Raw genomic sequence first — 12,393 nt, forward strand, 5'->3', positions numbered from 1 at the left:
GCTAGACAGGACTCTAATACTAGCTCAGTGCGGTTGAATACAAATAGTGTGGCAAGGGATGACTGCTTTGAGGTATACAGGTGAGTAAAATTCACCAAAGAAGGGGGGCAGAAGAACAGGTAAATGTGGTTGTGTGAAATTGAAGGATTTTTTATAGTCGATGGTGATAGCAGAAGTGGACAAGAGGACTTCCCTTAAAAATCTAGTCGATTTGACGGATTTTTAAGATTCTCCTGAAAGTGGAATGACAATACTTTGCAAAAAAAGCAATAACTTAAGCGCTAATTTGAAACGAATAAAAACCATTTAACCTATTACACAAAATGACCTTTAACACATTAGACCTTGTTGTCTTTGTGGCCTACTGTCTTTTGATCATCACGATGGGTATCGTCGTGTCGAGAGAAAAGAAGGGTCACGTGAAGGATTCCAAAGATTACTTCCTGGCAAGTAAAGCTTTGCCGTGGTGGGCTGTAGGTGCATCCTTGATCGCCTCGAACATTTCCGCCGAACAGTTTATCGGAATGTCAGGTTCAGGCTTTGCGCTGGGACTGGCGATTTCTACATATGAATGGATGGCTGCGGCCACGCTTTTGGTGGTGGCGATATTTTTCCTGCCGATTTACCTGAAGGAAGGGATTTACACCATGCCCCAATTCCTGAACAGGCGGTATGATGGCCGGGTACGAACTGTAATGGCTATTTTCTGGCTGTTGATCTATGTATTTGTAAACCTGACCTCTGTCCTGTATCTGGGGGCATTGAGCTTGGAGACCATCATGGGTGTCCCATTGACCTATGGTATTATGGGACTGGCCCTGTTTGCGATGGTGTACTCCATCTATGGAGGCCTTAAAGCGGTTGCTTGGACCGATGTGGTACAAGTGGTGTTCCTCGTAGCCGGTGGACTGGCGACAACCTACTTGGCCCTTAGCCTGGTAGGCGATGGCGATGTGTGGGAAGGGATTGGTATCTTAAGGAAAGCCGCGCCTGCACATTTTAGTATGATTATCGAAAGGGGTGAAATGATGATCCCTGATGGTTCTGGCGGCAGCAGAGATGCTTACCTTGACTTGCCCGGTCTGAGCGTCCTGATCGGTGGGATGTGGATCGTCAATCTCAACTATTGGGGATGTAACCAGTATATTACGCAGCGGGCACTGGCCGCAAAAAGCCTTGGTGAAGCCCAAACCGGGATGGTATTTGCCGGTTTCTTGAAGCTATTGATGCCACTGATCGTGGTGATCCCTGGTATCGCAGCGTATGTGATCGTACAGAAGGGTGCTGATGCCAGCTTTATTGAGTCCATGACAGATCCTGTGACGGGATTGGCCAAGTCCGATAGAGCGTATCCTACCTTGCTTCACTTGTTGCCTCCGGGCTTAAAAGGCTTGGCATTTGCGGCCTTGACAGCGGCGATCGTTTCTTCACTGGCCTCCATGGCCAACAGTACCTCAACAATCTTTACCATTGATATCTATAAGGAATTTTTCAACAAAAATGTCTCCGAAGGCAATCAGGTGAACATCGGTAGGATCACAGCGGTGGTGGCCTTCGTGATAGCGGCGATCGTGGCACCGCAGCTGAGACAGCTGGACCAGGCCTTTCAGTATATCCAGGAATATACCGGGTTTGTGTCACCAGGGGTGTTTGCGATCTTTATCTTTGGCTTCTTCTGGAAGAAAACCACCTCCAATGCAGCCCTGACTGCGGCGGTGCTGACTATTCCGTTGTCAGCGCTATTTAAGTTCATTACGCCAAACTTACCGTTTATTGACCGGATGGGAGTGGTGTTCTTGGTACTTGCGGCACTGATCATCGGCATCAGCTTGTACGAAGGCAAAGGCAAAGACAGCCAAAAAGCCATCGAAGTGGACGCAGAACTGTTCTCCACTAGCACCAAGTTCAAAGTGGGAGCCGTACTGATTTGCGGCATCATCGTGGCGCTTTACAGCGTGTTCTGGTAATACACAATTTATAGCGAATGAAGAGAAACGGAGTGAAGCAATCCCGTCTTGCATATCCTGCATAGATTGGGAGTTGCCTTCGCTCCGTTTTTTTAATAAATTAGAATCCTTTCAAACTTCCTTATGGTTTGAAAGGAAATCCCTTCTCAATTATTTACTTAGCATACCCGTATCCGTTAGCTGTTATTAAAAAGACAACGTGAAAACGATAAACGATAAAATAGATAAAAAAGCAATTGACGAGTTGTTTGTGTCCATTCCAACCGGGACTGTAGTTTTGAGAGACGACCGAACAAAAGAAAGGTGGTCGGTCGGCATTAATAGCTTCGAACTCTCTAAATTCCCAATAACCCAGGAATTATATAAATCGGTAACTGATCAGGATCCTTCTTCATTCAAAGGGGACAGATTACCGGTCGAAACAGTTTCTTGGGCCGAAGCAGTTATTTTTTGTAATGGGCTATCTGAATTTTTAGGAAGAGACAAATACTATGCTATAGATGTATCAGCTGAAAAAGTGACCTTTAATTCAAAGGCAAATGGATTTCGATTACCAACAGAAGCTGAATGGCAATATGCTTGCCAAGCGGGAAGGAAAGACATCAGATATGGGGAACTGAAAGAAATTGCCTGGTTTAAAGATAACTCCAGTAATCAACCGCAAGAGGTTGGACAAAAGAAGCCTAACCGATGGGGACTCTATGATATGTTGGGGAATGTTTGGGAGTGGTGTTCAGATAGCTATGATGAGACTGTTTACGGAACTTACCGCGTTTTTCGTGGTGGAGGATGGTGTGACCAAGAAAGGAGTGTAATGGCTACAACGAGAAGAAGAAGTCATCCTTTCTCGTTTAAAATAGACGATTTGGGTTTCAGAATAGCAACTAACTCGTAAAAGAATATGATCTTTAAGGTTTTGAATCCAGTACGTAAGGATGAAAGTGTTTCTGGAAAGTCTGCTCATTATCAGATGGTAGGATTGGCAATAGGTTTAATATTGATAGGAATGAGTATGATATAATATGGATGCCGTTATTTTAAGCTGTTTAATATTGCTGTTGTATTTGTTTTATTTTTTCCTTTGGAAGAGGATTGTTGCAAAGGCGAAAGGAGCCGTGGGTGAATATAAAGTATCTCTGAAACTAAGAAGGCTTAAAAAGGGAAAATACTTGGTTTTAAATGACCTCTTGATAAAAAATGGTCATTCAACCACACAAATTGATCATGTCGTGATTAGTAGAAATGGGATATTTGTCATTGAAACCAAAAATTATAAAGGATGGATTCACGGACATCAAAATTCCGAATACTGGACTCAGACCATTTATAAATATAAGACAAAACTTAGTAATCCGATTAAGCAAAACTGGGTGCATGTCCATGCTTTAAAAAAAACACTTTCTGATTATAAAAGTATTCATTACTATCCCATAGTTGTCTTTACTGGGGACTGTGAGTTGAAAAATATCACTTCAGAACTGCCTATTATTTACCTAAGTGAACTTCTTAGATTTATCAAGCGGCAAAACGAAACAACATGTTTGTCATATCATCAGATGAGGTTGATTAGGGATAGGTTGAATCAACTTAATCTAAAAGATAGGAAGGAAGTTAGGGGGCATACAAAATATGTAAGAAGACGCTCTAGTGAGCGAAGAAAGAAAATCGCGTCAAAAATCTGTCCCAATTGTAATAGTCAGTTAGTTTTAAAAAAAGGTTCTTATGGCAAGTTCTATGGATGTCCAAACTTTCCAAACTGTAGGTTTACGGCGGCTTACCAATAGATATGGCATTTATGTAGCAAGACGTGTTGGATCAATTTATTTGGGATGAGGCTGTCTCATAATTTGAATTGACCATTTTACCTCCAAATTATATTTTACTCACTTCTTTGTGTCATTTTGTGCTTCAGGTAAAAAAGTAACCAAAACCCCACCGCTGTGTAGATTTTGGATTAAAATTCAAGCCCTACCGCACACGAGAAAACTCCTGCTTTACGAACAGCTTTAACTAGTTCTGTGCCTTCTGTATTTTGCGTGAGCAATTGATCTACGACCGATAGATCTCCGCCCGATACGCCGAGGGCGTTATGCCTTTTACTTCTTTGAATTGGCGGTTAAAATTGGTAATGTTGCGGTACCCGCATTCATGGAAGATCTGGGAGATAAATACATTTTTGTCCTTGAGGAGCTTACAGGCGTGGGCGATACGGATCTCTTTTAGGAACCCGGAGTAGGACTTTTTGGTATTGAGCTTAAAGAAGCGGCGGAAATTGGAAGTGCTCATTTTGGCCATGGCGGCTACTTCGTCTACCTTGATGTTTTGATGGAAATGGTTGAAGGTGTATTCCAGCACTTCATCGATGATGCCTTTGGAATCAAAAGAGTCGATAGGCTCATTGGTCAGGGTGGTATTTTGGGTCTTTGTGCCGATGGTATGAAGGGCATGCAGCAGGATGCCGATATGCTCAAAACCTTCTGTAGTGACCAGCTGTTGGATTTTTTTAACGAGCTCCGGCTGTGAGCTATAATCCACAGCCATGCCCTGATTCAGTTTAATCAGCTTTCTCACTTCTGCTAATTCCGGCATTTTCAAAAACGTGTGCCCAAAAATGCGCTGATCAAACTGGATGACCACTACTGAACAGAAAAGATCCTTATGGGCCTTTCGAAACCAATGGGGGACATTTGATCCGATGTAAAAGAGGTCCCCGGTAGAAAATTCCCCGACAAAATCCCCGATGATGGCTGTGCCAAAACCTTCTTGGATATACAGCACTTCATTTTCCACATGCCTGTGCCAGGGAGTTTCGAACAGTGGCGTGCTCAGGGTAATGGAAACGAATGACTTGAATTCCTGCCGGGGAAGCTTCTGGACAATTGGTCTCATTTTGTGGGAGGTTTTGTTATCTTCCAAAATTAATAAATGATACTCTTTGCTTATGATTTTGATCAAAGAGTATTACAATTTAGTCGAATAATGTTAGTAGGTAGCGTCTTTTTGATCGAAATTTGTCGTAATCAGTATTCAGTAACCCGTGTCCGGTGGCCAGTAATCGGTGATTGGTAGCCGAATGGCGAAGGCCGAAAGTCAATCCCGGTGCTACCTGGACGTAACTGTGGACAACTGTTGGCGGTGGACCGTGGTCTGTCGAGGCTGTGTGAAAACTTGTCATTTCGACAGTAGTGCCTGTCCCGACTTCCATCGGGAAGAAATCTCATTAATTTCGTAAACACTGATAATCAAGTGTTTGAGTTTGTTCCTGTCGTCAGAATAGCCTGCTCCGCATGACTATCGGGGACACACGATGCCGAGTTTTACACATGCTGAGCCGACTGTGGACCTAATAACTAATAACTCAATAACCAATAACAAAGTAACCAATGCGACGATTATTAATCGGATACGATATAGGTAGCTCTTCGGTGAAGGCGACATTGCTGGATGCGGATACAGGCAAGGTGATCGCAGCAGAAGGCCGGCCCAAAGTAGAAATGCCCATCGATTCTCCTCGGCCCGACTGGGCAGAACAAGACCCGATGATGTGGTGGAAGTATGTGAAGGAAACGACTAAAAGTATCCTTCATGCCGGAGGAGTCAAGTCCGGGGAAGTCAAGGGCATCGGGATTTCCTACCAAATGCACGGGTTGGTGATGGTGGACAAAGACCAGGAGGTCATCAGGCCATCGATCATCTGGTGTGACAGCAGGGCCGTGGCTACCGGTAATAAGGCTTTCGAAGAATTAGGGAGTGATTTTTGCCTTTCACACTTACTTAACTCACCGGGTAATTTTACCGCTTCCAAACTGAAATGGGTGAAGGACCATGAGCCTGGCAATTATGAGAAAATCCATAAAGTGATGCTTCCTGGAGATTTTATTGCCATGAAATTGACCGGGGAGATATTTACCTCTGAATCTGGTCTTTCTGAAGGTGTCTTTTGGGATTTTAAAGAAAACCAGTTGAGCCAAGACTTGCTGGATCACTATGGGATAGATAGCGATTTATTGGCCATGGCGATCCCTTCTTTTGCTGAGGGGGGCAAAGTGAATGCGGCTGCGGCTGCGGCTCTTGGTATTGATGAAGGAGTACCCGTGACTTATAGGGCCGGGGATCAGCCGAACAATGCATTTTCCCTGAACGTGCTGGAAGCCGGAGAACTGGCCACGACAGCAGGAACGTCTGGAACTGTTTATGGCGTAAGCAAAGCGCCCGTCTATGATCCGCAGTCTCGGGTGAATACTTTCCTGCATGTCAACCACCTTGCGGGTAATCCCCATTATGGCGTATTATTGTGTGTCAGTGGCACAGGAATACTCAATAGCTGGCTCAAGAACATGTTGGGTGGTGAATCCATTGGCTATGAATCCATGAACGAGCTGGCCGCAGAAGTGCCTTTGGGTGCAGAGGGGTTGAGCTTTATCCCTTTTGGAAATGGTGCCGAACGCATCATGGAAAACAAGACGATCGGTGCACACCTTAGTGGACTGAATTTACTGAAGCATGATAAACGGCATGTACTCCGGGCCGGTCAGGAGGGGATTGTGAGTGCCCTGACCTTTGGGTTTAACATCATGAAAAATATGGGGTTGACGCTTGGCACGGTAAAGGCCGGAAGAGCCAACATGTTTCTCAGTCCGTTGTTCAGGGAGGCCTTTGTCAATATGAACGAGGTAAACTTGGAGTTTTACGATACCGATGGTTCTCAAGGAGCTGCGCGAGGGGCAGGAGTAGGAGCAGGCATCTACGCCAGCCCAAAAGAAGCCTTTAGGGGCCTTGAAAAGGTAGCCTCCTTCGAGCCTGATCCGAAGCTGGTAAGTGCCTACAAAGAGGTCTACGAACACTGGGAAGCAAGCTTGGCCAAAGTGAAGGGGTGATCAGTGTTCAGTAATCAGTGTCGGATGGATAATAATCACCTTTCGTCCAGATAGTTATCCGGATCAGAGTCCAAATAACCAATAACTCAATAACCAGTAACAAATAACTAAATATATTATGTCAAAAAGCTATTTCCCAGGAATAGAAAAAATCAAATTTGAGGGAAGGGGTTCCAAGAATCCTTTCGCTTTCAGGTTTTATGATGAGAACAAAGTAGTGGCCGGAAAGACCATGAAGGAACACTTTAAGTTTGCAATTGCTTATTGGCACTCTTTTAATGCCACAGGTGATGATCCTTTTGGTCCGGGCACCAAGACCTTTGAGTGGGACCAATCAGAAGATGCCCTTCAGCGGGCCAAGGACAAGATGGATGCAGCCTTTGAGTTCATCACAAAGATAGGCGCTCCATACTACTGTTTCCATGATGTGGATTTAATCGATGAGGGAGCAACTATCGAAGAATACGAAAGCCGGATGAAGGCCATCACGGAGTATGCGAAGCAAAAACAGGAAGAAACGGGAATCAAGTTGCTTTGGGGAACGGCCAATGTTTTCAGCAACCCGCGCTACATGAACGGAGCGTCCACCAACCCGGATTTTAATGTGGTTTCCTGGGCGGCCACACAAGTGAAAAATTCCATCGATGCCACCATTGCCCTGGGGGGTGAAAACTACGTGTTCTGGGGTGGTCGTGAGGGCTACATGAGCTTGCTCAATACCGATATGAAACGTGAAACGGAGCATTTGGCGAAATTTTTGACCATGGCCCGTGACTATGGCCGTAAGCAGGGTTTCAAAGGAAACTTCCTTATCGAACCCAAGCCGATGGAGCCGACCAAGCACCAATACGATTATGATTCGGCCACTGTGGTGGGCTTTTTGAGACACTACGGTCTGGACAAGGATTTCAAACTGAACATCGAGGTAAACCATGCTACGCTGGCCGGACACACTTTCCAGCATGAGCTGCAGGTGGCCGCGGATGCAGGTCTTCTGGGCAGCATTGATGCCAACCGAGGTGATTACCAAAATGGCTGGGATACCGATCAGTTTGCCCTGAACCTACAGGAGCTGACCGAGTCGCTTTTGGTGATCCTGGAAGCAGGAGGGCTGCAAGGTGGAGGCGTTAATTTCGATGCGAAACTGAGAAGAAACTCCACTGACCTGGATGACCTGTTCCATGCGCATATTGGCAGTATGGATGCCTTTGCCAGGGCGTTGTTGATCGCCAATGATATCCTGGAACAATCCGAATACAAGACCTTGAGGAAAAAGCGCTATGCTTCTTTTGATAGTGGCAAGGGCAAGGAATTTGAAGAGGGCAAGTTGACGCTAGAGGACTTGAGGGCACATGCCATCGCTACTGGTGAGCCAGCAAGTACGAGCGGTAAGCAGGAAATGTACGAGAATATCTTGAACCAGTATATTTGATGTGGGGTGATGGATGCCCGGTGTCCGATCGGGCTGTGTAAAAACTTCATTTCGACGGTAGGGCCTGTCCCGACTTCCATCGGGAAGAAATCTCACTAATCAGGTATTTGAGGTTTTTCCTGTCGTCAGTATGACAACCGATTTTGAGTTTTTACACAGTCTCCGATGTCTTTGGCAGGGATTGAGTGTAGTAGGCCGTCGGCGGTATTCAGTGATCAGTAGTCGGTGTCGGGATTTGTCCGTTACGGTGGATTCCATTGGGGTAATCCCCTCAGCTAATACTTTTTTAGAGTAGATTACCGTGATAAACCGAATAAAAGTAAAGTCTCCCCGCTTACCGTAAGCGGGGAGACTTTCTCATTCTGAAGGGGAGAAGGATAGTTTTGCTATGGACTCAGCTTTTCCATAGAGAGGCACGGTACACATCTTAGCTATCAAAGAAATCATGTGAAGAGGCTGCTACATTCATCACCTCAATTTCGGGAAGGCCTTCCAGACCACTGTCATCCCGTTGCTTTTGGAAAGACAGGAATGATGGAACCTGAAGCAATTGTTTTTGTATATGCTCATTTTTGTAGTGTGAGAGGTGAACAAATGTTCTTCCATCTTCACACAAATAAGATACATAGTTAAAAATCCCGGTGTCCATTTTTTTGAAATCAGACATAAAGGATTTAATGTTCTCCATGTTCTGTTGAACAAAACCTGGGTTTACAGTGTATGTTACTTTTACGACGATCATTTTTAATTTTATAAGATAAGGTTAAGTAAATTCATTTCAACTATATGACCAATGCATAGCAGAAACGTGACAAGGTCATGGAAATATTTTTGCCTTTGCGCAGTTTTTGGCTGGAAGTCCGCATACTTCGACCAAATCTTCCAATCTTATAATTTTTTAATTTCACAATTCTTCCACCGGTGTAATGGTTGCGATGGTGCCGTCAGGTTTATGGGTGAGTTTGGCCATTTTGATGTTTCTCAGGTGGGTTTTGCCGGACAGTTGGGTGTCATGGTAAAAGATATACCATTGGTCTTCCACTTTCACAATGGAGTGATGGTTGGTCCAGCCCTGTACCGGCTTTAAGATGACCCCCTGGTAGGTAAACGGGCCGTAAGGATTGTCTCCGGTAGCATAAGCGATATTATGGGTGTCACCGGTAGAGTAGGAAAAATAGTAAGTTTCCCCGAGCTTGTGCAGCCAGGCAGCCTCGAAGAAACGCTTTTCATGATCGCCGGCCTTGATAGGTTCACCTTCCTGGTCCAGGATCAATATGTCTTTCGGTGCCTCGCCAAATTGCAGCATGTCATCGCTGAGTTTGGCCACTTGGGGAGCGATGGCCGGCTCATCATCAGCGGGTTCGTCGGCAAAAGGGCTGTCCCCAGTGGAAAGGTATTTCCCCGTGCGCCATTTTTGCAATTGGCCACCCCAGATACCTCCCCAATAAATGTAGTGAGTTCCGTCAGTATCTTCAAATACCGCAGGATCAATGCTGAAGCTGTCTTTGATCGGCTCGGGCTGTGCCTTAAACGGGCCTGTGGGATTGTCGGCGACGGCTACCCCCAGCCTGAAAATGTCTTCCCGGTCTTTTGCCGGAAAGTAGAGGTAATAGTTGCCGTCTTTTTCTGCGGCATCCGGAGCCCACATTTGCCTTTTTGCCCAGGGAACATCCTTGATGTCCAGTACTTTTCCATGGTCCCGGATAGCCGATTCAGGACTTTCCATTGAATAGACATGGTAATCCATCATGTTGAAATGGGCTCCGGAGTCATCTTCCTTCACAGTAGTTTCTACATCATGAGAAGGATAGACATAGATATTTCCTTCAAATACATGAGCGGATGGATCTGCTGTAAAATGATCGGTACTCAAGGGTTCGGAGAGGTATTGAACACTGTCTTGGCCTGCGGTTTTTGTCGTGTCACCAGAGGTGGTTTGCTCGTATGAAGTCTTGGTTTGGCAGTGGGAAAAAAGTACCATCATTCCTCCGAAGATAAGGGCTGATTTTAGGTTGTTGTGAAGCTGGTTCATACTGGTTATGCTAGGTTTTGTTTCTATCAACAATTACTGGCGTCCGACTAAATTTCAAATATGATCAAAAACTGTCTTTAAATAGAAATTTGAAGGTTTTTATTCCAATCCCAAAAATGACCCCCCTCCCCTAAAGGGAGCTTTAGAAAGTCCCCTTTAGGGGAGGGGGCAAAACAGTTGATTTTTTTAATATGACGATTGTTTTCTCGGACTCCGGTAATCAAAAATAACAAATAAAATGAATATATGGAATTTTCATGAAATCGGTTGTATTTTGAAATAGTGCCAAAGCCAAGACTTTAGACCGGAGACTGAAAACGGATCCGTGCAGGGGGAGAAGGTGAACTGTGCAGGTTGTGTGAAAACTTGTTGTTTCGACAGCATAGCCTGCCCCGCATGACTATCGGAGACAAACGATTTCGAGTTTTTGCGCAGTCTCCGTGGACAGTGAACCTTGGAGTACCAGGTACAGTGAGCGATAATAACTAACCCAATACCCAAAAAAAGGCAGCTCCACAGGGAGCTGCCTTTTGGTTAGCGTAATGCTTATCTGTATTTATTTTTGATTGAAATGGTAGTAAGCATCACTCCATCTCAACTCGTTTTGGATTCCTCTTAAAGTAGTGTCTTGGTCGATATTGACACTTTCGATGCCGGCCATTACGGCGAAGTCATTCAAATGCTCGGTGGTAAGGTTTTGGCTGAAGCAAGTGTGGTGTGCACCTCCTGCCAAGATCCATGCAGCACATCCGGTCTTCATATTCGGCAGAGGCTTCCACATTACCCTTGCTACGGGGAGCTTGGGAAGGTCCTTGAGTGGTTTTACCGCTTCCACTTCATTGACAATAAGCCTGAAGCGATTGCCCATGTCCACGATGGAAGCATTTAGGCCATTGCCACCTGCGCCGTTGAATACGAGCCTAACCGGATCTTCTTTGCCGCCAATACCCAATGGGTGCACTTCACATGAAATTTTCTCAGAGGTAAGTGTTGGGTCCACTTCCAGCATATGGGAGCCCAGTACCAAGCTATTGTTTGGGTCGAAGTGGTAAGTGTAATCTTCCATAAAGGCATTGCCACCTTCCAGCCCGCTGCCCATTACTTTCATGGCGCGTACCAAAGCTGCGGTTTTCCAGTCTCCTTCACCGGCATACGCATAACCGTCCGCCATCAGTCGTTGGGTGGCGATACCTGGCAATTGCTTCATACCATAAAGGTCCTCGAAGGTGTTGGAGAAACCTTTAAATCCGCCTTCTTCCAAAAACGCGCGCATGCCCAATTCGATTTTGGCAGCGTCCACCAGGGATTGACGTTTGGTACCATTGGCCTGAAGGTCCTCAGAAAGTGTATAAGTCGCTTCGTACTCTTTGATCAAGGCTTTTAGATCACTTTCGGAGACAGCCTCGATTTTGGTAACCAGGTCTCCTACAGCGTAGGTGTTGACAGAAAATCCAAATTTCAATTCTGCTTCTACCTTGTCACCGTCCGTTACGGCTACAAAGCGCATGTTGTCTCCAAATCGGGCAAACTTGGCTCCTTGCCAGTCATGCCATCCGCTGGCTGCTCTGGCCCAAACGTCGATCTGGGAATGTACTTCCTCATCCTTCCAGTGACCTACGACTACTTTACGCTTTACTTTCATGCGGGCAGTCATAAAGCCAAATTCACGGTCTCCATGCGCACTTTGGTTAAGGTTCATGAAATCCATGTCGATGGAGTTCCAAGGGATGTCTTGGTTGTATTGGGTATGCAAGTGGAGCATGGGCTTTTGAAGGATTTTAAGGCCATTGATCCACATTTTTGCAGGGGAAAAGGTATGCATCCAAGTGATTATCCCGATGCAATTGGGGGCATTATTGGCTTCCTGAACGGCAGCATAAATTTCTTCCGTGGTCGTTACGATCGGCTTGAAGACGGTTGTGACTGAGATTTTTTTGGACTTATTCAGTTCTTCAGCGATGATTTGGGCATGTTCGGTCACCTGCTGAAGGGCTTCCGGCCCGTACAGATGCTGGCTTCCGGTAATGAACCAAACCTCGTTTTCTTTCAGATTTTTCATATCTCTTTCTTACTTATTTGTTTTAT

At 45.4% G+C, this 12,393-nt stretch carries 9 protein-coding genes; 5 read left to right on the forward strand and 4 right to left on the reverse strand.

Translation table 11 applies throughout. The features are described from left to right. Positions 1-323: 323 nt before the first annotated feature. The 3 genes from FKX85_RS09100 to FKX85_RS09110 all read left to right on the forward strand — a co-directional run bounded on the left by FKX85_RS09100 (position 324) and on the right by FKX85_RS09110 (position 3,751). A complete protein-coding gene (locus FKX85_RS09100) occupies positions 324-1,967 on the forward strand; it encodes a sodium/sugar symporter (protein ID WP_141614427.1) in 1,644 nt (547 codons plus the stop codon). A gap of 199 nt (positions 1,968-2,166) precedes the next feature. Further along, positions 2,167-2,862, forward strand: a complete 696-nt coding sequence (locus FKX85_RS09105) for a formylglycine-generating enzyme family protein (RefSeq protein ID WP_210416920.1) — start codon at positions 2,167-2,169, stop codon at positions 2,860-2,862. A gap of 127 nt (positions 2,863-2,989) precedes the next feature. Next, complete coding sequence (locus FKX85_RS09110; protein WP_141614428.1) at positions 2,990-3,751, forward strand: NERD domain-containing protein; 762 nt, start codon at positions 2,990-2,992, stop codon at positions 3,749-3,751. A 265-nt stretch (positions 3,752-4,016) separates the two neighbouring features. On the opposite strand, the gene FKX85_RS09115 is transcribed toward FKX85_RS09110, so the two are convergent. Beyond that, complete coding sequence (locus FKX85_RS09115; protein WP_141614429.1) at positions 4,017-4,856, reverse strand: AraC family transcriptional regulator; 840 nt, start codon at positions 4,854-4,856, stop codon at positions 4,017-4,019. Between the two features lie 494 nt (positions 4,857-5,350). On the opposite strand from FKX85_RS09115, the gene FKX85_RS09120 reads away from it, so the two are divergent. Further along, positions 5,351-6,844 (forward strand): xylulokinase, encoded by a 1,494-nt coding sequence (locus tag FKX85_RS09120; protein WP_141614430.1) that lies wholly within the window; start codon positions 5,351-5,353, stop codon positions 6,842-6,844. 118 nt (positions 6,845-6,962) lie between these two features. Further along, positions 6,963-8,276 (forward strand): xylose isomerase, encoded by a 1,314-nt coding sequence (gene xylA, locus FKX85_RS09125; RefSeq protein ID WP_141614431.1) that lies wholly within the window; start codon positions 6,963-6,965, stop codon positions 8,274-8,276. Between the two features lie 427 nt (positions 8,277-8,703). Here xylA and FKX85_RS09130 read toward each other — a convergent pair whose 3' ends face one another. From FKX85_RS09130 to araA, 3 genes are all read right to left on the reverse strand, one after another. Further along, on the reverse strand, positions 8,704-8,964 hold the full coding sequence (locus tag FKX85_RS09130; RefSeq protein ID WP_210416921.1) for a hypothetical protein: 261 nt from the start codon (positions 8,962-8,964) through the stop codon (positions 8,704-8,706). Positions 8,965-9,180: 216 nt separating this feature from the next. Then, a complete protein-coding gene (locus FKX85_RS09135; RefSeq protein WP_229239810.1) occupies positions 9,181-10,308 on the reverse strand; it encodes a glycoside hydrolase family 43 protein in 1,128 nt (375 codons plus the stop codon). 556 nt (positions 10,309-10,864) lie between these two features. After that, a complete protein-coding gene (gene araA, locus FKX85_RS09140; protein ID WP_141614433.1) occupies positions 10,865-12,367 on the reverse strand; it encodes an L-arabinose isomerase in 1,503 nt (500 codons plus the stop codon). Between the last annotated feature and the right edge of the window lie 26 nt (positions 12,368-12,393).

This window comes from Echinicola soli (genome assembly GCF_006575665.1).
Lineage (GTDB): Bacteria > Bacteroidota > Bacteroidia > Cytophagales > Cyclobacteriaceae > Echinicola > Echinicola soli.